Source organism: Shewanella sp. BC20 (assembly GCF_003129585.1).
GTDB lineage: Bacteria > Pseudomonadota > Gammaproteobacteria > Enterobacterales > Shewanellaceae > Shewanella > Shewanella seohaensis.
The window spans coordinates 12,714-34,962 of sequence record NZ_NHRI01000004.1 but is presented as its reverse complement, the minus strand read 5'-3'; the positions used below and the strand labels follow the sequence as shown (position 1 = coordinate 34,962).

The 22,249-nt window shown below is 48.7% G+C and carries 13 protein-coding genes; 4 read left to right on the top strand and 9 right to left on the bottom strand.

Translation table 11 applies throughout. From position 1 onward, the window contains the following. Window positions 1–83 precede the first annotated feature (83 nt). Entirely contained in the window at window positions 84–3,449 is a 3,366-nt protein-coding gene (locus tag CBX96_RS05860) for a LamG-like jellyroll fold domain-containing protein (RefSeq protein WP_109286057.1), read from the bottom strand. Window positions 3,450–4,036: 587 nt separating this feature from the next. On the opposite strand from CBX96_RS05860, the gene CBX96_RS05855 reads away from it, so the two are divergent. After that, entirely contained in the window at window positions 4,037–6,847 is a 2,811-nt protein-coding gene (locus tag CBX96_RS05855; protein ID WP_109286056.1) for a TonB-dependent receptor, read from the top strand. A gap of 174 nt (window positions 6,848–7,021) precedes the next feature. Then, window positions 7,022–7,777, top strand: coding sequence for a sulfite exporter TauE/SafE family protein (locus tag CBX96_RS05850; protein ID WP_011626160.1), 756 nt, complete (start codon window positions 7,022–7,024; stop codon window positions 7,775–7,777). Between the two features lie 361 nt (window positions 7,778–8,138). Here the strand turns inward: CBX96_RS05850 and CBX96_RS05845 are convergent, their stop codons facing one another. After that, a complete protein-coding gene (locus CBX96_RS05845) occupies window positions 8,139–10,043 on the bottom strand; it encodes a family 43 glycosylhydrolase (protein WP_109286055.1) in 1,905 nt (634 codons plus the stop codon). 2 nt (window positions 10,044–10,045) lie between these two features. Further along, window positions 10,046–11,113 (bottom strand): arabinan endo-1,5-alpha-L-arabinosidase, encoded by a 1,068-nt coding sequence (locus CBX96_RS05840; RefSeq protein ID WP_109286054.1) that lies wholly within the window; start codon window positions 11,111–11,113, stop codon window positions 10,046–10,048. Between the two features lie 208 nt (window positions 11,114–11,321). Here CBX96_RS05840 and CBX96_RS05835 point away from each other — a divergent pair, with 208 nt between their 5' ends. Together CBX96_RS05835 and CBX96_RS05830 are read left to right on the top strand one after the other, a co-directional pair. After that, window positions 11,322–12,767, top strand: coding sequence for an MFS transporter (locus CBX96_RS05835; RefSeq protein ID WP_086904285.1), 1,446 nt, complete (start codon window positions 11,322–11,324; stop codon window positions 12,765–12,767). Window positions 12,768–12,873: 106 nt separating this feature from the next. After that, window positions 12,874–15,261: a glycoside hydrolase family 127 protein gene (locus CBX96_RS05830; protein ID WP_109286053.1), complete on the top strand. Its 2,388-nt coding sequence runs from the start codon at window positions 12,874–12,876 to the stop codon at window positions 15,259–15,261. A gap of 257 nt (window positions 15,262–15,518) precedes the next feature. On the opposite strand, the gene CBX96_RS05825 is transcribed toward CBX96_RS05830, so the two are convergent. The 6 genes from CBX96_RS05825 to CBX96_RS05800 form a co-directional block, all read right to left on the bottom strand. Then, window positions 15,519–16,109, bottom strand: coding sequence for a DUF4303 domain-containing protein (locus CBX96_RS05825; protein ID WP_109286052.1), 591 nt, complete (start codon window positions 16,107–16,109; stop codon window positions 15,519–15,521). A 280-nt stretch (window positions 16,110–16,389) separates the two neighbouring features. After that, window positions 16,390–17,391, bottom strand: coding sequence for a family 43 glycosylhydrolase (locus tag CBX96_RS05820; protein ID WP_011622757.1), 1,002 nt, complete (start codon window positions 17,389–17,391; stop codon window positions 16,390–16,392). A gap of 61 nt (window positions 17,392–17,452) precedes the next feature. Then, complete coding sequence (locus tag CBX96_RS05815; RefSeq protein WP_109286051.1) at window positions 17,453–18,586, bottom strand: family 43 glycosylhydrolase; 1,134 nt, start codon at window positions 18,584–18,586, stop codon at window positions 17,453–17,455. Next, window positions 18,561–19,523 (bottom strand): galactofuranose ABC transporter, permease protein YjfF, encoded by a 963-nt coding sequence (yjfF, locus tag CBX96_RS05810; protein ID WP_109286050.1) that lies wholly within the window; start codon window positions 19,521–19,523, stop codon window positions 18,561–18,563. Before yjfF ends, CBX96_RS05815 begins: the two co-directional genes overlap by 26 nt. Then, window positions 19,520–20,737, bottom strand: coding sequence for an ABC transporter permease (locus tag CBX96_RS05805; protein ID WP_109286049.1), 1,218 nt, complete (start codon window positions 20,735–20,737; stop codon window positions 19,520–19,522). Before CBX96_RS05805 ends, yjfF begins: the two co-directional genes overlap by 4 nt. Further along, entirely contained in the window at window positions 20,738–22,237 is a 1,500-nt protein-coding gene (locus tag CBX96_RS05800) for a sugar ABC transporter ATP-binding protein (protein ID WP_109286048.1), read from the bottom strand. It abuts the gene before it with no gap. Window positions 22,238–22,249: the final 12 nt, after the last annotated feature.

Below are 22,249 nucleotides of genomic sequence, written 5' to 3'. Positions count from 1 at the left end.
GGATAACCAGAATTCAATTACCATGCCGCAAACAATAAAAAAGCACCCGAATGGGTGCTTTCAGTATAGACAGCTAATCTTGACTATTGATTAGATTCACCATATAAATCAGCTACATCTTGTTCAGTAATCGCTTCGTCATAGAACTTGATTTCATCGATTGCCCCTTTAAAAGGTGCATCCCAGAAGTTGACCCCAACCGCAAACTTAGTGGTCGGTACTGAGAAGATGTTCGGGAAGTTCGCGCCGGTAAACTTCAATTCACCATTGATATAGACCTTCACATCGCCGCCATTCACAGTGTACGCAAGGTGCGTCCATTGGGATTTTGGCATCACAAAACCGGTTCTACCGTCGTACCATGCTGTGCCTGACCATAACACCATGCGCTCATAATCATTTTGACCGCCTGGTAAGACGCTGGTCCAGCTAGAATCAGTCGCATAACCAAACAAGGCTGTAGTGTACTTATTCAGCTGCTCAGGGTTGAGCCACATTGACACTGAATAGGTGTAGTCTTTGATAAGGTTATTCGGCAATATAATACCAGAGGCACCATCAAAGACCGCCGCCTTGCCTACCGCGCCATCCACATAGCTGATTTTACCGCCTTCAACGCCAATCAGGTTACCCACTACAGTGCCCGCGCCGAAGTTAGCGGTACTGTCGTTAAGATTGTCTTCAAAGCTATAGACTGCGACCAGTGTTGGCGGCGCCTTAGACTTAACGGTGGCGGTGAAGACTTTCGTCTGCGTCGCTTGACCGAGTTTTAAGGTTGCCGTTAGGGTCACCACCTTATCGGTTTCCTCACGGCCAGGCTGATTGACTGTGCCGCGGGTATCGATAATGGTTGGATCGGAAGAGACCCAAGTAATTGCCGAAGCATAAGGACCCGTTACTGGCAGTTCGATGTTTTCACGCACCGCAGATAAGTCGCCTAGCTCCAGAATGGCCGTTGCTGAGGACAAGAGTTCACTGTCGGCTAACTTGTCGATATCGAGGGCTTTGACTTCTTCAGCCGTTAATGCTGCTTCATATACCTTCAGCTCATCGATAAGGCCGCTGTATGGCAGATCCCAGTAGTTAACACCAAGAACGAAAATACCCTGTGCACCCGTATAGTAGTTGGCAAGGTTACCGCTGCTAAAGCGCTCAACCCCGTTGATAAAGACTTTAACGAGCCCTTTATTGACGGAGAACGCTAGATGTGACCAAGTGTTTTCAGCGATGCGCTCACCGGTTACACCATCAAACCAGGTCTCCAGCACTGAGCTGCCGCTGGTATCGATATTATGACTCCAGAACATGGTATTGCCGTCCCAGCCCTGTGGCAGCAAGCTGACCCAAGTATTGGAGAACTTGCTACCATCTTCAGCGGTTTGCTCGTTAACTGCGCCGAAGAATGCCGTGGTAAATCCTGTGATAACCGCAGGACTTGCCCAGAAAGACACTGTGTACTCGTAGCTGGAGATAATGCCCGATGGCAGTAACACCCCGTGGGCACCATCTAATGATAGGGCTTGTCCTTCAAAGCCGGTGGCGTAGCCAATGGCATCACCTGCTTTGTAGATCCTATCGCCAGTGGGTTGACCATCAGCAAATAAGCCTAAGGAATCCTTGAGGTTATTCTCGAAGCTGTACTGGGCAATACGGTTATAGGTTTTACGGGCAAATACGGTGATTTGGAAGGTTTTAGTCACCTTCTTACCATTGACCATGATCGTCGCAGTTAAGGTGACGACCTTATCGCCCTCGCCTACGTTGGGTCGGATAATGGTGCCATCGGCACGGATCACTGACTCGTCGCTCGATTGCCACTCGATAGTTGATCCACGGGTACCTTGTGTCGGTAAGGCGATTTTACCTTCGGTAGCTTCGGTCGGCAGGCTAATGCCGTTTGCCGATGCCGTTAAAATTTCCTCAGTGGTTTTATCGGTGAGCTTCACGCCCCAAATACTCACCCCATCATTAGAAATGGCGCTAAATGTCGGCATGAGTTTGTTTTGCTCAGGATCCCATTGCCAAGCGAGTACGCCTTCAAAAGTGCCTAAATTGTCTAGCATTAAGGTGATTTGGTTGTCATCGCCCTGTTGGTATGTACCAGTCACATCGCCAGAAACACTGCCTTTATTGGTCCAAGTACGGGATAACTTAATGTGCAGGGAGGTGTGCGCCGCCGTATTGATATCTTTTGCGTGATTAATGAATTGATAATCACCAGTAACATCGATTTCATCGACAATGTTATCGCCGTTGATCGGTGCATAACGCTGTGGTGAGGCAACTAACCAACCATCGCTGTTGAGAAATAGCTCATGCACGCGCACGCTGTGACCTTCGCCGGTATCGGGGAAGCGCGTATGGAATACTAAGAAGTATTTGCCCGTTTGTGCATCATAAAAAGCGGAGTTGTGGCCGGGTGACAGGTAACCGTGATCATGACCCACATCGCCAGGGTGGGCCACAAATTGGAAACCGCCCATCAGTTTAACGCCATAGTCGGCGATATTGCCTGCTGCTGTTGCGCCAATCATGTCCAGACCCGCAGCATCCACATAGGGACCGTTAGGATTTTTAGAGCGAGAGATACGAATGTTGTAACCGTCTTTTTGGGCGAAGCCACCAAAGGAGGTAAACATATAATAGTATTCGGATTCAGGGCTATAGATAACATAAGACCCTTCAATCGCACTGTAATTGCCGCCCATGATCTTAGTGCCATAGCCCTGATCCGCTAACGGTTTACCCGTTGCTGGATCTAACTGCATCACCCAGATCCCGCCGGAATAGGAACCATAGGTCATCCACAGACCGCCAGCTTTATCGTAAAACACGGCTGGATCGATAGCGTTAGGGTCGACAAAACCATTGTAGTTTTGACCATTGGCACCGGGGTTTTCGGCTCCAACCTGTCCAGACTTTAAGATCAAGCCTTGGTTAACATAGGGACCGAGAATATTGTCCGAGGTGGCCATCCCCAAATAGGAGCGCGATACGCAATCAATCTTATCGGGGCCGCCACAGAAGTCGTAATAGAAATGGTACTTACCGTCGGCAAGCTTTATCACATCCGGTGCCCACGAACCAACAAAGCCGCCCGTCCATGCTGTGCCTTCCGCGATTTCTGACTCATAGGTATTAAACAGGCTGCTCTTTGCTGCACCATCCGAGGCAATTTGCGTCCAGTTCATCAAGTCGGTAGAACTGGCCACCGCCAAATGTGAGCCGAAAACATAATAAGTGCCATCGGTATCTTTAATGATGGAAGGATCATGAACTACGGCATTTTTGTAGCTCACCTCACCTACAATTGTTGGATCTGCCGATGTCACCGGGGCTGGAGGGGTAAAGGTATTTGTGTCGTTAGCACTGTAGCTGCTGTCGTCCCCACCACAGGAGGCTAGTGCCATGATCAAGCTTGCTGACACGAATGAGCGTTTAAGCACCATGAGCGTCGTTCCTTTTATTGTTGTGTTTGATAATTAGGTTAGCGTGTATCAATGTATCAAATGTAAAAGTAATACAATACTACTGTAACACTAAAGTTACATTAGCATTATGGGGATAGAAGTAAATATCTTGTGACAGAGATTTGTGAGATTTTGCAAAACATTTGACGTTAAGGTCAGCTTGCTGGGTCTGTTGTGCCTATTCAATTCAGGTCGTGTTTTCACCACTAAACCATCATTATTTTCAATTAATTCATTTTATTTCATATGGATAAATGTGATTCATCCCATTTTACGCATTTTAACGAAATGTGATCTTGCTTTCCTATTGCGTCAAACAGTGAGTTGACATGTAAATAGTCATACAATATGATTTTAACAGTTATGATAAATTCTTAACCTCGCCCGTTGGAGCGTAATTGACTTAACGCGGCGCACTATACGCTACAAAATAGGCTACAAAATTCTAAATTTTCAGGGACACTGTGGGGATGTCCGTGACTCTGAAGTGGAATAAAAAAGACCGGGACGTCAGATGGTGTCTTAGGCTACCGGGTCAAATAATAAAACTACCGGAGATTAACTAGATGTTTAAACAGACTTATTTGGCAAGTGCTATTCTGCTTGCTCTTGCTAGTCAAGCGACGTATGCGGCAGAAGCTGAAGCGACACAATCGCCTCAGGCGGAAGAAACGGCTCAGCCCTCTTCTGGCGGCAAAGCGCAAAATAATAATGAAGAGATGGAGATCATACAGGTTCAGGGGATCCGCGGTAGTTTAAATAAAGCGGTAGAACTTAAACGTCAAAACATTCAAGTTGTCGATGCCATCGTTGCCGAAGATATTGGCAAATTCCCAGATAATAACGTGGTTGAAGCCTTACAACGGGTAACCGGTGTTCAAGTGACTGACCGCGCGTCTGGTGAGGCGAATGTTGTCAGTATTCGTGGTTTAACGGATGTGACGACCACAGTGAACGGCCGCCAAATCTTCACCGCAACGGGCCGCTCAGTTGCTATCGCCGATATTCCCGCCGCACTGCTTGGCAGTGTTGAAGTCTTTAAAACTCGTTCTTCTTCTCAAGTGGCCAGCGGTATTGCGGGTCAAATTGATATCCGCACCCATAAGCCTTTCGATTTTGAAGACAGTAAAGTCTCTGTTGCTGCTAAAGGCATCTATTCAGACCAACCCGATACTATCGACCCTAACTTCAGTGCATTAGCAAGTAATCGTTGGGATACCAGTATTGGTGAAGTGGGCGCATTAGTTAACGTGTCTTATATCCGTACTAACTATAAAGATGAAAGTGTGTCACCTGGTGCATCCTTCCCCTACTTTGTTGAAGATGGTACTCGCATTACCAGTGGTTGGAACGTGGGTTCTGCCCATGGTATCGATACCAGCGCTGGCGCCACCATCGATGGCAAAGAATATTTACTGGCTCGCGATGCGATGTTTGGCAACATTCTCGAGGGCGAGCGTGAACGTCCTGCGTTTAATATCTCATTACAATGGGCGCCAAATGATAGCTCTGAATACACTTTCGAAGCCTTCTACAATGGTTATCGCAACGAAAGTTTTAACTCAATGTTGTTTAGTTTTGTTGATTCTCCTGCGAACTGGCAGCAAGTGATCCAGGATGGGATTGAAGTGTACGATGGCACCAATGTGGTGAAATCGCGCACCGCATACAATGCCTACAACTTCACCAGTGGCGATCACTCTAAAGCCAGCACAGATAGCTATGTCTTCGCCTTAGGGGGTAAATGGGACATTACCGACGAGTTCCAATTAAAGTCGGAAGTGGTTTATCAACAGAGTACCTATGAGAATGAATTTACAGCAATGCGCGGTGATGCCACGGTTTATGGTGTCGAGATTGATGCTAATGCTGACGATGGTATCCCAAGCTGGAGTTATTTAGATAATCCCGATACCGTACTCGATGAGTCAGACATGACAAATCCAGATCTATGGCAAACAGCGGATTTCTTTGATAATGGTAGTAAAGATGAAGGAGACTCCTTGTCTTGGACAATGGATGGCAGCGTGTATGTGGATTATGCCATTTTCACTAAAGTGCAATTTGGCGCTCGTTATGAAAAACGTGGCGCTACTAACTTCAGCCGCACTGTCAGTAGCGCTAAGAAAATTGCCTATGCAGATCTCGATCCTTCCATGTATATGGTGACATCGGGCTTCTTTGAAGGCCGCGCGAATGTGCCTGACTCATGGGCAGTAATCAATGGTTATAACCTATACAAAAACCGCAGTGAGTTTGAAAAGCTTTGGGGCTTCGAAGCCAGAAAGCTACAACTCATGAAAACCTTTGATATCTCTGAACAAGCTTGGGCTGGCTACCTGATGGCCGACTTTGATACTGAAGTCTTTGGTAAGCGTTTAGATGGTCAAATGGGTGTTCGCTACGAAGGCTCGAAAGCGGATATGGACTTCTTTGACAATGATGCCAAAGACGCTAATGGCAATGTTTATACCGCCATTAGCAGCGACACCACTGACAGCTCAAAATTGTTACCTAGTTTAGTGATGCGTTACTGGTTAACGGATGATTTTGTTGCGCGTTTCGCCTATACCGAAACCATTCGTCAACCCGCCTTTGCGGATCTGAACTCTTTCACCTATTACGTACCTGACTTATCTAAGACGAATTATGGTTCTGCCAGTGGTGGTAATCCTGATTTAGAGCCTGTGACCTCTAAAAACTATGACTTCACCCTCGAGTACTATTTTGGGAATGGCAATTCGATTTACGGTACTTATTTCCGCCGCGATATTGAAGGTTTAGTATACAACTCTCTATCGACCACGCTCTACGACTATGATGGCGATGGAGTAGATGAAACCTATATTCTAAGTCGTCCTGGTAACACTTCTAACGGTAAGTTAACCGGATTCGAGTTAGGTGCAGTGTACTTCCCCGAAGGATTACCTAGTTTGTTAGACGGTTTAGGCGCTCAGCTTAGTGCGACACTGCTGGATTCGTCGCAGGATATTCCTGAATATAACACAGGGACGGGTGAGCGAATTGGTGTTACGACCCGTGATATGTTTGGGGTATCCGATGAGTCTTATAGTGCCGTGTTGATTTACGACAAAGATTTCTTCAGCGCGCGTATGTCTTATACCTGGCGTAGTGAGTTCTTAAACGCCTATGATGCTCCTAACTTTGCCATGCCTCGCGGTATCTATCGTAAGCCGGAGCAGTCATTGGACTTCCAATTAAGCTACAACATCAGCGATGACTTAGTCGTGAGCTTCGATGCGACTAACCTGCTGGACGATGTATATCAGGAATACTATGAGGATTCGACCCTATTCAACCGTACGAACAATATCTTCACTCGTACTTTTGCTCTGGGCGTTCGTTACTCCTTCTAATTGACCACCGTTGTTTAAACCGAAAAAGCTAATCCTATGGATTAGCTTTTTCTTTTTATATCAGGCAAATAACAAGATCTTTACTCGATATTTCTAATGCTTATTTATCAAATTGCTTTTGTCTGAGTCCATGCTTTGCTAGTTTATATTTCTTTTCTTCCTTGAATATTGACTATGCATACCGCCTGGTTCGACTTTACGCTGATCCCTATCGATATATTCACGCTGTTAACCTTAGCCTCGGCCTTTACTGCATTTTTTACCGCCTGCTTCGGGATTGGTGGTGGCGTAATGTTATTAGGCGTGATGGCGCAAGTCCTTCCGCCTCAAGTAATTATTCCCCTCCATGGCGTGGTGCAATTAGGCTCGAATCTGGGCCGCGCCCTATTAGGTTGGCAGCATGTGCAGTGGTGGCTTATCAGTCGTTTCTTACCTGGCGCGCTCGTTGGCGCCGCCTTGGGGAGCTTAGTGTTAGTCGCATTGCCGCCAAAGGTCATGTACCTCACCATCGCCCTGTTTATTTTGTATTCCTGCTGGGGACCGAAAATCCCCCGTGTGGTGCTGGGAACAGCCGGGACGATAATCGCTGGTGCGTTAACAACCTTTATCTCGTTATTTGTCGGCGCGACAGGTCCCTTAGTAGCTGCCTTTATCAAACAATTAGACGTTGACCGTTTTCGCACTGTCGCGACCTTTGCGATGGCGATGTCACTGCAACATGGCGTCAAAATTCTCGTTTTTGAGGGGCTGGATATTCCTATCCTGCCGTGGTGGCCGCTGCTACTCTGCATGATTTTAAGCGGCGCCTTGGGAACCTGGCTTGGCTTTAAGATGTTAGCGCGGGTGACGGATAAACATTTCAGCGTCGCCTTTAATTGGGTGCTGACACTGCTGGCGATACGTTTATTGTGGCAGGCTATGATGGGATAAAAACTTGGGATAAGAGAGCCTGAATAAAAAAGAGCAGCAGCTGCATACACAACTACTGCTCTGGTGCCGAGCAAACAAGGCTCAACCAAGATGCCGTTAAGCGACCTCAACTTAAACGACATTACAAGCACGCGTATATACCCAAGCTACCTGAAGATACGAGTTTCAGAGCGCCTACGGCGCTCCGTCCCGGCGGGTTTTAACGTACTTTATGCTGTGTTGGTTATTTTTAACTTAGCTCACTAGGTTCTCAAATAACCGCCTTGCCTAAAGTGCGTTAAACTCCCGCTGAATCCTACATCTTCAGGTTGTTTGGGTATTACCACCGCCGTGGTGATGCTCAGTTATTTAGAGGGATGAATTATTTCACCTCTCTAAAATAGAACTGTTGTGAAATGGTGTTTTTCCACACGTCTTCCACTATGTTATCGCCATTGGCATAGGAGCCATTGGCCACTTTCATGGACGAACCGCCCTTGCGAGACACTAGCCTTAATGAGCCATTTGGCATCAACTCGCTACGGAACTCGCTGTCGATTGCATTACACGCCCCTAGCTCCAGATTACCTTCGTTGGTCACAAGGCATTGTTGCGCCTTGTTGTTTGAACGTTGGATGGATTGCAGACGGTAAAATCCATTGGTTGTCGGCATTGCTTGCCACTGCTGACAGGCATCGCCGGTGTATTCAAACTGAGCCACATTGGCATTAGGTTTAAGCTGACATTGTTCGGCGCTGACCACTCGGCCGCTATGGGCGTTGACTATGGCAAATGTTGAGACAGGCTCAATCCGCCAATCGGTGCATTCACTGACACGGTTTTCCCCCGCAATCACTTCGGCGTCGGCCTTTTTACTGCAGTTTTTCGCCTGCAGATTGCCAATGGATCGATCGTTTGCAAAACGGAACCAGCCTTCACGGGTCGAATCCACCGACCAACGCTGACAACGGGAAGCGACCCAAGGCGCAGTATTCAGTGCCGCTGAAGACTCATCTTGGCACTGAGCCTGAGTTAAAAAGGTTCCCTGACCCACATTAGCAAAGCGATACAGGCCATCGTTACTCGGATCAATTATCCATTGGCTGTTGTCATCTTCGCACTTACCGACACTGACCTGGCCCTTGGCATTGGTCACTAGGCATTGACCGACCTCACGGCTCACGATGCGGTATTTCACGCCTTCCACTTGAGTGGTTATCGGGCCAAACTCGCCACTTGGGACAGGCAATTGCTTTTTATCCGCCATCGGTTCGCCAAATTTAGGCAAGCCTTTGTTATCCCATGTAAAGGGTTGAGCACGTGCCGCTCGGGTACCACTACAGCCGTCGGAGGCCGAGGAGTTGCCATGGTAAATGAGCCAATCTTCTTTCCCATCGGGAGACTTGAAGAAACCATGATGGCCAGGGCCATAGACGCCATTGGCTTTGCTAAAGAAAGGCTTGTCGTACTTAGTCCATGCGGCGGGATCCATAGGGTCGTCACCGGTGAGTTCAACCACGGCTAAGGAATAATCCTCAGTGTTACAAAAGTTTGCCGAGTGAACTAAGAAGGTTCTGCCCTCATGCTGGATGATTTCAGGACCTTCGTTGACGTTTAAGCCTGATTTTTCCCAGTCGTGAATGGGCGCTGTGATCACCTTATGTTCGCCCTCGACGGTCCAAGGGTTGCTCATCTTGGCAATCAAGTTGACTTGATCTTGGCCGTGCCATTCGGACCAGAGGAAATATAACTGGCCTTTATACTCCAAATAGCTGCCGTCGATATTCCAGTGGTCGGGCATTGGCGTGCCCTTAAACTTGTATGGCCCCATGGGGTCACTGCCTTCACTCTCGAGGATGTGGTTACGCTGGCCATCGAAGTTTTCTGCCACGCCCGAGGTGTAAATCACATACCAACGTAATCCCTGCGCAGTTTGCAGAGGGTGGAATTCGAATGCCCAAAAATTACAGCAGTTGGATTTATCGGTGCCGCTCCAAATATTGTGGGCCGGCGCATCGGCAAGCCCTGCAATGGTGGGCGATTTACGCATCACCAGCTCAGAGGTCCACGTGGTGGTCGTTAGGTAATAGTTACCATTGTGGTATTCGAGCCAAGGATCGGCCCCATTTCGAAATAACGGATTCGCAAAGGTCGCTGCGGTAATGCGGTTTTCATCCGCGCCCTTCGCACTCTCTGCAGCATGTAGGTTACCTGCCCCCAAGCAGGTCGCACTAAGTCCCATGGCCAGCGCAAGCGTAGCCATTCGTTTGTTGATTGTATGAGTCATTATTATTTTGTTCCTTCGGGTGCAACTAATACGCTCTGGTATTGATTGAGCGCCTTAGGATCGACCTCTGGCCAACCTTGGCGCCAGCTCAGTGCCGCCATCTTGAGTTTTTGTAAGCCATTATCAGCCGATTCGTAGGCATGAAAGACTAAGTAATCTTTGCCATCGAAGGCATAAACACTGTTATGGCCCAATCCCGGCCAAGCCTTAGTGCCATGCAGTAAAACCGAACCGCCGCCTTGCGCCATGTCTTTACCCTCTTTATCGAGGTAAGGCCCTGTCACCGTTTTGGCGCGGCCCACGGCTAAGTGGTAGGTGCTGTCATCCCCACGACAGCAAAGGCCATAGGAGACAAAAAGATAGTAATAGTCATCTTTTTTATAGATAAAAGGCGCTTCGATTTCAGCAGGACCCGGCTCAGTTTCACCCAGCAGTGCGGGGCGTTCTAACTTGGCTAGCGTGTGCCACTCCTCTGGTTTGGCGATAGAGATAAAGTCTGGATTGAGTTTGACCAGTTTTAACCCTTGCCAGAAGGAGCCAAAACTCATCCAAGGTGTACCCTGCTCATCGACAATAATATTGGGATCAATCGCGTTCCATGCATCGCGATTTGGCACAGATTGAATAACGATTCCCTTATCTGTCCACTGATAGTCCTTTGAGTTTTTGTCGAGGGTTTTATTGACTGTCACGCCAATGGCCGAGGTGTTTTTACCAAAGGCTGATACTGAGTAATACAGATAGAACAAGCCGTTATGCTCAATGATATCCGGGGCCCATAAATGGCCGTTAAACTCTGGCGCAACGCCCTTTGCCCAGCTAGGCTCGGTTTCGAATACCCGCCCAGCTAATTCCCAATGGATCTTATCCTTTGAGGAATAATAGGTAATGCCGGGGCCTGTGCTGAAGAGATAATACTGTCCGGCCTCTTTTGCCATCACAGGATCGTGAATACTCACCTGCTTGGCGCTCACTTGGCCTAGGGTTCCCAATACGCCTAGCAGCGCACAATTGAGCATCTTAAGGTGACGTTTTAGGGCTGTTTTCGGTGTGACTCTCATAGCTGGCATCAATTCTCCTTATGAACCCCATCCCATATAACAAAATAGTTATTATGCTATTGTATGATGAATTAAGTTATCATACTATCAGGACAAGGAAGTAACAATCAAATGCAAAAAAATTAACAGGAGAAAAATGTGTTAACATTGCGAATGCGGTAAATTGCAAAATAACACAATAACTCACTGTTTATAATAAATATAATAAGGATTTCTGATGAGTTCTCATAAATTGTCAGTCATTGAAAAGATCGGTTACGGCTCCGGGGACATGGCCGTTAACGTGGTGATTTCGTCAATGATGTTAATTATTACCTTCTTTTATACTGATATTTTTGGGTTAAAACCCGCCGATGTCGGGATATTGTTCCTGTTGGTTCGTCTTATCGATGCCATTACCGATCCTTTAATGGGCATTATTAACGATAAAGTGACGACCCGCTGGGGAAGATATCGCCCCTACTTCCTGTTTATGGCGATTCCCTTTGGTATTTCGGTCTTCTTAACCTTCTCAACCCCGGATTGGGATTACAATGCCAAACTTATCTGGGCCTATTCGACCTATATTCTGGTCACTATCATTTTCACCACTGTGACTATTCCATATATTTCGATTATCAGCGTGATCACCGACGATCCAAAAGAGCGGTTATCCGCCAACGGTTATCGTTTGTTCTTCGCTAAGATTGCCGCCTTTTTAGTGACCATTATCGTGCCTATGTTGGCGTCATCTTGGGGCGGTGAGAACATTGCCGCGGGCTATCAAAAAGCCATGGGCGTGATGGCATTGATGGCGACACTACTGTTTTTATTCTGCTTTTTCACTACCACAGAGCGCGTGGCCTACAAGGTGGAAACTAAGCCTGTTGGCATGCAACTGCGATTATTGTTCAAAAACGATCAATGGTTAGTGTTAGTCGCGATTTGTGTGATTGGCACCATTGGCTATGTGATCCGCGGCTCGGTAGCAGCCTACTACGCCACCTATTACTTGGGCGGCGATGCCAAAATGCTCTCGGCATTCCTGTCGACCGGTGTGGGCGCTGCGATTCTGGCCATGGTCGCTTCAACTTGGATCACTAAGCGTTACTGCAAACTTAAACTCTTCCGCTACAGCCAAATCGTGGTTGGGATCTTAAGCGCCATCATGTTCTTTGCCGTGCAGCCGGGCGACATAGTGCTGGCCTTTGTACTCTACTTTGCGATTTCATTCGTGGTGGATTTACATGCGCCAGTCTTCTGGTCGGTGATTTCAGAGTCGGTGGATTATGGCACAGTCAAAACGGGCCACAGGGTCTCTGGCCTTGCCTTTGGCGGGATTTCATTCGCCCAAAAAGCGGGTATGGGCGCGGCGGGATTTGTGGTGGGTATGCTGCTGACCTACTTCAACTATCAACCCGGTGAAACCCAAAGCGAGTTTGCGTTGACCGGTATTTCGTTAATGCTGACGGTGATCCCTGGCGCATTCCACGCGCTGATGGGCTTGCTGATGTTCAAATACAAGATTTCTGACCGCGTTTATGAAGAAATCAAACAGGCTTTACCCGAGCAGGCCCATTCAAGCCAAACGGACGCCAACCTGACGTCTAAGGCTCTAGCCTCTAGCTCTGAAGCTTCTGAGGCCGTAACGCCTAAGACTGCTGCGCCCCAAGTATCGGCGTAATCTATCTGCGATAACACCATAAGCCCCTACCCAGGGGCTTTTTTATCGCGCAAAAACTGAGTTAATCCAAACGTAAAACTCCAATCCGTATAATAAGGGAGCCAAGATGAACACTGCCCGATTGTTTGGCCTTTGCCTGTTATTGCCATTAACTTGCCCATTCGTATCCCAGCCAAGTTTTGCTAGCCTTACCCCCATTCCCCTAAACGATGTGCGCCTCACAGCCGGGCCGTTTCTGCATGCCCAGCAGACCGATTTGGCTTACATCATGTCGATGGATCCCGAGCGACTACTGGCCCCTTACCGTAAGGAAGCGGGAATTGCGACTAGCGCCGACAACTACCCCAATTGGGAAAATACGGGCCTCGATGGCCATATCGGTGGGCATTATCTATCTGCATTGGCCTTAATGTATGCTGCTACGGGTGATCAGGCGGTGCTTGAGCGACTCAACTATATGGTGGCCGAATTGGAAAAGTGCCAACAGGCCCATGGCAATGGTTACGTGGGCGGTGTTCCCCATGGAGACAAATTATGGCAGCAGGTCGCCGCTGGTCATATTGAAGCGGATCTGTTTACGCTCAACCAATCATGGGTGCCTTGGTATAACCTACATAAGGTATTTGCCGGCCTGCGGGATGCCTATCTTTATACTCAAAATCCTACGGCGAAGAAAATGCTCGTCGGTTTTGCCGATTGGATGCTGGATTTAAGTCGCAATCTAACTGATGAGCAGCTGCAGCTTATGCTGCGCACCGAATACGGTGGCTTAAATGAAACCTTAGCGGATGTGTACAGCATTACAGGTCAAAACAAATACTTAAATCTTGCGTATCGCTACACGGATCAAAGCCTGTTACAACCCCTGTTGCAGCATCAAGATAAACTGACGGGCCTACATGCCAATACACAAATTCCTAAAATTGTGGGTGTGGCACGTATTGCCGAACTCAGTCATAACAAGGCCTGGTTAGAGAGCGCCGATTACTTTTGGCAGCAAGTCGTACACCAGCGCACCGTTTCCATTGGTGGCAACAGTGTGCGCGAGCATTTTCATCCCAGCGAAGACTTCAGCAGTATGCTCGATTCGGTAGAAGGCCCTGAGACCTGCAATACCTACAACATGCTGAAACTGTCTAAATTACTCTATGAAAACAAACGTGATTTACGTTATATCGATTACTACGAGCGTGCGCTCTACAACCATATCCTCTCGTCCCAGCATCCGCAAACTGGCGGCCTAGTGTATTTTACGCCAATGCGCCCAGACCATTACCGCGTCTATTCCTCGGCGCAGGAAAGTATGTGGTGTTGTGTCGGCTCAGGCATCGAAAACCATGCTAAATACGGCGAGCTCATCTATGCCGAGGAGGACAACAATCTGTTCGTGAACCTGTTTGTCGACTCCGAAGTCAACTGGAAAGCCAAAAGCATCAGCCTTAGCCAAAAAACTCAGTTCCCCGATGACAATACTTCGCAGATGATTATCCATCAGGAAGCGGACTTTACCCTCAATCTGCGCTATCCCACATGGGCTAAGGGGGACGTGACCGTGAGCATTAATGGCGAGCCGCAAAGGTTTACACCGACTCAAGGGCAATATATTCCCTTAACACGGCACTGGCGCAAGGGCGATACCGTGACCATCACCTTACCTATGGACATTAGCCTTGAGCAGCTACCCGATAAAACCGCCTATTACTCAGTGCTTTATGGGCCAATTGTGTTAGCGGCAAAAACGGCGCCTATCGCCAATGAAGCCTTAAACTTTATCGGCGATGCCAGTCGCATGGGGCATATTGCCAGTGGCCCTATGTGCGAACCCAGTCAGGCGCCGATTTTTATCAGTGATGGCACCCGCTTTTTAACCGATATCCGCCGTGAGCCCATGAGTCAGCTGCAATTTACCACGGGGAAAGCTCGTACAAATCAAGCGAGCCCCATCACGCTGATCCCCTTCTTTCGCCTGCATGACAGCCGCTATACCTTGTATTTTGGCCAGAGCGCTCCCGATGAATGGCAACAAAAACAGCAAGAGTTAGCTCAAAAAGCCCAGATGGAAGCCAAGCTGATGGCGCAAACCTTAGATAGTGTGCAGCCCGGTGAGCAGCAACCTGAGTCGGATCATTTCTTTAAGGCATCAAAGAGTGAAGCGGGCCTTAATGGTAATCGCCATTGGCGCCATGCCCAGGATTGGTTTAGCTATCAACTCGATGCCAAAGGTGAACCGCAACCCATATTGCGCTTAACCTACTTTGGCTTGGATGCTGGGCGACGTTTCGATATTTTGATCAACGATAAACGCCTTGCCGAAGTCACTCTGCCTGCCGATAAGGGGCCGATATTTTACAACGTCGACTACCCTATTCCCGCCGACATGCTTTCGGATAGCACAGTGCCCTTCAGGGTGAAATTTGTGGCAAAACCGGGCTCGATTGCTGGCGGTTTATATGAGGTGCGTCTGCTAAAAAGTGAGCCAAGCTCGACTCTGTAAGCGAGCATCCCGAGCGCATGTAGGCACTCGGGCTTAAAACACTGATTCAGATAAGGGAAAGTGAAACGCTTTCCCTTGTTTTTATCCCCCTACCCAGAGTTTCTGCGCTTGGCACTACCTAATGTTTGCTGGTGGCCCTATGCGACTCGCCGTAAATAACAACCACTACCCATCAATATTTCAGTCAATATTGAGTCGGACCTCGTCGGTAATAGACGAAATAAGCCAATTGAATTGAAAATTTTTGTAGGCAATATCTACCGCCATTGCTGATAAAAACAAGCAACCATCTCTTTGTCATTACAATTTTGAACAAAATAATCGATATCAGCATCGCTTTGATCGCCAAACCAGACGGAGAACAATATTGCCTGCGGGTTTAGCGGGCGCATGGCTTTAACCTCATTGAGCGCCCTGACTAATATGGCGTACAAGGCTTTAAGGTAAGCATCGTATGCCTCTTCGGACTCGAGCGCCTCAGCGTCCTCTTGCAGCAATTGCAGCTTGTCGTTAATCGCCTCAAAAATATCTTCATTTTCATCGTGATGTGGAGAGTCGCAGGCCGACCAGCGCAGCGTTTGCTTAAGCTGTGTGAGGGATTTATGCCTAAAATGATGATCGTTTTGATATTGCTCTGCGACGGCCGTCAGGCCTTCCTCGGTGAAAAGGGTGACGCCTAAATATTCCACTAAGGGCGTGCTGTATAGGCAAAAACCGTAGAGGGTCTGCGCCGGATATTCTGACAGCCACCAATCGTAATATTTCGCAAGTGCCTGGGTGAGTTCTTGAGCAAACTCATCCATTCTTGCTTCAAAATCTGCACTAAGCTTGTCCTTGTTTATCGCCATTTCCCTACTCCTCGAACTTGGAAAATCATCATTGATATTCACTTTCACACGCAGGCAGTACTTCTGCCCACCATCTGAATGCTCGGGCGGCAATATAACATCAATAGGTTCAAAGGTTGAATCGGTTAAGTGATTGAAATAGCGACCGGAATAGCTTGTTGTGCGTGCGAGCCTAAAAATCGCGTTTTACCTAAGCAATAGCGCTTAAGTCAGGCATAAAAAAAGCGGGGCTGCTGAAGCATGCCCCGCACTTATCACATCATTTGTGGCGGCAAATGAATTAGTAGAGATTGAACAAGGGGCGCCCGCTCTCATCAAATGACACCGCTAACGTTCGCGCATGGCGATTGGGATCATAAAGTGGATCTTTAATGATTTGCGCTAATGGACGGGTATCTGTCTTTGGCACCACGCTAGGATCGCCCACCGCATGTTCATAATCACGGGCATGGTAAACACAGATGGGCGTCACGCCATCTTCTGCCACGGTGAAACTGTTATGACCAGGGCCGAAGATTTGCTTGTCGACATCAGTGCACAGCACTGGCTGGCGGGTTTTCTTCCAGGAGTTACGATCGAGCAAATCAGCATGCTCATCGGCCTCCATATAACCCATGCAATAACAAGCACCTGTCGCGCTGGCCGAGAAAGTAATGAAGATTTTTCCCTGATGTTTAAGTACTGCAGGCCCTTCGTTAACCCAAAAATCGACGCGCTCCCAATCATAATCTGGGGTGGTGAGCATAAATTGCGCCGTCTTTAACTTGATGGGCGATGCCATTTCCGCAAGATACAGGTTGGATGCCGCAAATTGTCCACCGGTTTTCTCCGCCCAGCAGAAGTAACGCTTACCGTTGTTTTCGAAAATGGTCGCATCTAAGGAAAAGTCGATAAAGGATTTATTATCACCCTCGGCCGCCTGCATCATGCCAAGTTCAATCCATTCATCATTTAATGGATCTTGTCCTAGACACTCAAGCACATAGGGGCGTAATGCCCAAATATTTTCCTCTTCGCTGGCCGCAAAGTAGATGTACCATTTGCCGTCGAGATAATGGATCTCGGGCGCCCATACGTGGCGGCTCATCGGGCCGCTTTGGTGTTTAAACCAGATATCGAAGGTTTGGGCGTCTTTTAAGCCGTCTAAGGTCTTGGATTTACGCAGTTCAATCCGATCGTAGGTCGGAACAGAGCCCGTAAAGTAGTAATAACCGTCGCTATGTAGGTACACAAAGGGATCGGCGCGCTGCTCGACTAGGGGGCTGTTTGTTGCTCTTATCATGGAAAACCTGTCTATTTCGATTACTTAAGTGTGCTGTTCGTGTCTGTTAAATGCATTTCGCTTATTCGCGGGATTGCGTGTCTTGCTGATTAAATGTTTGGCTATCGCTCTGCTGATTATCAAATACTGGGAAACCGTCCGCCGACCAGCGAATGGCTCGGTAGTAAGTGTGTCTATTACCGTCAGTCAATGGTGTCCCCTGCAGCTCAAGGTAATCACGTGCATGGTAAAACATCAGCTCGGTTTTACCATCCTCTGCCAGCACAAAACTATTATGGCCAGGACCAAAACGATTGAGGCTAGGCTCAGTGGTAAAGACTGGGCTTGGCGATTTATGCCAACTCTTGGGATCGAGTAAATCGGCATTTTCATCGGCCCATAACAGCCCCATGGCATAACGATCATCCGTGGCACTGGCGGAATAGGTCACGAAGACTTTACCGTTTTTAACCAACACAGCGGCGCCCTCGTTGACTTTAAAGCCTAAACGTTCCCAATCCAATAAGGGCTCGCTGATAATGGTTTCGTTATCAGAGAGTTGAGTTGGCGATAGCATTTTGGCAATCACTAAGCCGGTGTTGTAACGCTTGGCTTTGTCCTGCTGCGCCCAAATAAAATATCGCTCGCCCTTGAGGCTAAAACTGGTCGCATCGAGGGAGAAAGCATCCTGCGCCGATTGTAACTTGCCAAGTTCTTGCCATTGGCCCGTCATCGGTGAGTCGCCCTCGAGTCCTAAGACAAACATGCGGTTATGAAAACGCACATCCTTATTGCTGGCCGCAAAATAGATATACCAGCGACCATCGATTTTGTGCAGCTCAGGCGCCCAAATATCGATACTCATGGGGCCAGTTTCATGCTTGTGCCACAGGGTTTTAGGTGTAGCTTGGCGTAAACCGTCGATGGTTTTGGCGTGGCGAAGTTCGATGCGGTCAAACTCAGGCACCGAGGCAATAAAGTAGTAACTGCCGTCATCGTCGCGGATCACCCAAGGATCCGCCCTTCTCTCGATAAAGGGCGCATTCGCATCGAGGGTTTGCGCCGTGGCGCTGTGGGATTGTGCGCGGCTAATCTCAAGTACAGGCACAGCTTGTAATGGCAGCGCCAATGCGGCGAGTAAGCCACAGGTCAAAGGCAAGCGCCGAAAGACCGACAGGTTAGGTTGACGATTATCCATGTTGTGTTTTGCGTCCATTCAAGAGTTTCTGTAACAGGATGAAGAAGAACAGTAACAGACCAATGACAATCTTGGTCCACCAACTGCTTAAACTGCCATCGAAGGTAATATAGGTTTGAATCACCCCCATCAAAATCACCCCAAGCACAGTGCCGAGCACAAAGCCACTGCCGCCAGTTAACAGGGTGCCACCAATGACTACGGCCGCAATGGCATCCAGTTCGACGCCAATGGCGCCAAGCGCATAGCCAGAGAAGGTGTAAAAGGTAAAGACAATGCCCGCCAGCGTTGCCAGAAAACTACTGAGGGCGTAAATACTGATGGTGGTTTTAGCGATGGAAATCCCCATTAGCTCGGCGGAATGTTGATTGCCACCAATGGCATACACATTAGTACCAAAACGGGTGTAATGCATAACCACGGCGATAATCACAAAGAACAGGATAAAGATCAGCGAGCTTAAATCGAGCGCGCCATTGCCTGGTAGTGCAATGCTCATCTCGGCCACTGCATCGTAAAATGGATGGTCAATGGCAATCGACTCTTCGCTGAGCGTTGTCGCTAAGCCTCTCGCTAAGAACATGCCCGCAAGCGTCACAATAAATGGCTGCAACTTATACACATGGATAATAGTGCCCATGAGTGCGCCAAACAGAGTGCCTAGGGGCAGAATAACCGCAAAGGCCAACAATGGATGCCACTGGTACTCGGTGATCAATAAACTAGTGACGACCCCACTTAAGGCGATGACGGCGCCAACTGAAAGATCGATCCCGCCAGAGATAATCACTAAGGTCATACCTAATGCAGTGATCAGCAGGAATGCATTGTCACGCAACAGGTTGGTGACCACTCGGCCACTGGCAAAACCGTCAAACTGAAAGGTGCCGACCAGAAACATGGTCAGCAGCAATGAGGCGGTGATCCACAGCGGGATAAAACGTCTTGCTATCATAGTTTTTCTCCTGTTGCTGTACTGGCTTTTGCACTTGTGCCCTTTTCTGCTGGTTTGGCATCCGCTTGACGCTTGGATGTGAACAGCGCCGACAATTGGCGCCTAAATTTAGCCGATTGCAACAGCAGCACGGTCAGGATAACGATGGCTTTGATCAGCAAGTTAAACTTAGCGGGTAAACCACTGACGATAATGGTGGTCGCTAAGGTTTGAATGATCAGCGCGCCGACGACCGACAAAATTAACGAGAAACGCCCTCCCGTGAGCGCAGCGCCGCCAATCACGACGGCGAGCACCGCATCGAGCTCAAGCCAAAGCCCGGCGTTATTCGCATCTGAGCCTTGGATATCGGCGGTGCTGATCATGCCGGCCAATGCCGCGCACAGACCCGCAATGCCATAGGCAAACAGTTTGATGGATTTATCGTTGATCCCAAGGTAACGACTCGCCTTGGCATTACAGCCAACCGCTTCGATAAAAAGCCCTAAAGCGGTTTTACGCAGCAGTAATTGGCTGAAGGTTAGCATCCCAATCACAATCCACACTGGCATCGGCAGGCCTAAAAACTGGCCCACGCCAATGGCGGCAAAGCCTGGGTGCTGGAAAGTGATAATTTGTCCTTGGTTGATAAGCTGAGCAACACCGCGCCCCGTCACCATGAGCAGCAAGGTCGCGACAATCGGTTGAATACCTAAGAAACTCACCAGGCCGCCATTAATACAGCCAGCTAAGAGCCCAACGATCAAGCCTGCTGCAATAACGGTGACTAAGCTGATATCCGGCACTAACAGTAGATTGGCGCAAACTGCGCCTGCAATCGCCATCACGGCACCAACCGACAGGTCGATTCCGCCAGTAGCAATCACGAGACTCATACCAATGGAGAGCAGCGCCACGGGTGCACTGCGATTTAAGATATCAATCAAGGAGCCATAGAGTCTGTCGTCTTGATAGCTGATATTGAAGAAACTGCTGTCAATAAACAGATTGGCCAGTAACAGAATAGTTAAGGCCAATAGTGGCCACAGGTATCGTCCAATGGAGGTCGACTTGCCCGCTTGGTAACGGGCGTTTTTTTCTTGAACCATGGTCTTATGACTTTCCTGCATCCGCGGTTGCCGCTCAGATGAATGCGCCTCAGATGCGTTCATCTGGGGTGAGATCAAATCGGCGGACATGCGTGTGGATGATAGGGTTTCGGCTGAGCTTTTCATTTATCCCTCCGCAATCGCTTGCATTACGTGTTGCGAGGTTAATTCCGCCCCTGAAAGTTCACGTACTGCATATCTGTCGCGTAATACCACGACTTTATTTGAAAAGGCCACGAGCTCATCGAGCTCAGACGATGCAACCAGCAGCGACATGCCTTCATCACACAAGGTTCTGATAAGCTTGACGATTTCGGCGTGGGCGCCAATATCGATGCCGCGGGTCGGCTCATCCAGTACCAATAAAATCGGCTCTATGGCTAACCAACGCGCGAGGATCACCTTCTGTTGATTACCACCACTCAACTGTTCTATGGGTTTATCCGCATCTGGGGTTGCAATCTGTAATTTATCGATAAAGAACTGGGCAATTTCCTGCTGCCGAGCTTTAGATAAATACCGCCACCACCCGATACGCGCCTGCAGCGCGAGTATGATGTTTTCACGAATCGATAAAGGGCCGATAATGCCGTCAATCTTGCGATCTTCCGGGCACAGGGCGATCCCGGCGCTGATCGCATCCACGGGTTGTGACAGATTCAATTTCTGGCCAGCCAAATGGATACTGCCGCTATCGACCAAGTCCAGCCCAAATACGGCGTTGCAGACTTCGCTGCGCCCAGAGCCTAACAGCCCCGCAAGCCCAACAGCTTGCCCCTTTGGCACGGTGAGATTCATCGATTGGATTGAACCTTTTACCGACACATCTTTGAGGGACAAGAGTACGGCCTCAGCGCGGGTGACGGTGCGCTCCTTTTCCGGTTTATCAACCAATTGCTCCTGCAGAGAACGCCCGAGCATGGCTTCAATCAACTTAGGTTGTGGCAGTTCTGCCGTCAGATATTCGCCGATAAACTGCCCGTTACGTAACACGGTAATGCGATCGCTTATCTGATAAACCTGATCGAGGAAGTGAGTGATAAAGACAATAGCCACGCCCTTGGCTTTGAGCTGGTTTAAGATCCCAAACAGCACTTGCACTTCTTTGGCATCTAAGCTCGCCGTAGGCTCATCGAGCACTAATACCTTGGCCGACATGGCTACGCCGCGGGCGATGGCGATCAGTTGCTGCACCGCGATGGAATAATCCGACAGCGGTGCGCTAACATCGATATCCAGCTTGAACTGGGTTAACACGGCCCGCGCGTCGGCATACATTTTTTTAAAATGGATCAGCCCAAGGCGGCGCGGTTCGTAACCGAGGAACAGGTTTTGTGCCACGGTCAGATTAGGCACTAAGTTCACTTCCTGATAAACCGTGCTGATCCCCGCCTTTTGCGCGTCCATTGGTGTGTTGAAGTGTTGCGGCTCACCTAGAAAGAGGATGTCGCCCATGTCTTTCGACTGGGCGCCTGTCATCACTTTCACCAGCGTCGATTTACCCGCACCGTTTTCGCCCAATAGGGCGTGAACTTCCCCTGCAAATAACCGTAAGCTCACATCCTCAAGGGCTTTAACGCCCGGATAATGCTTACTGATCTGCTTGAGTTCTAAAATAAGGCTCATAGCGCTATTCCC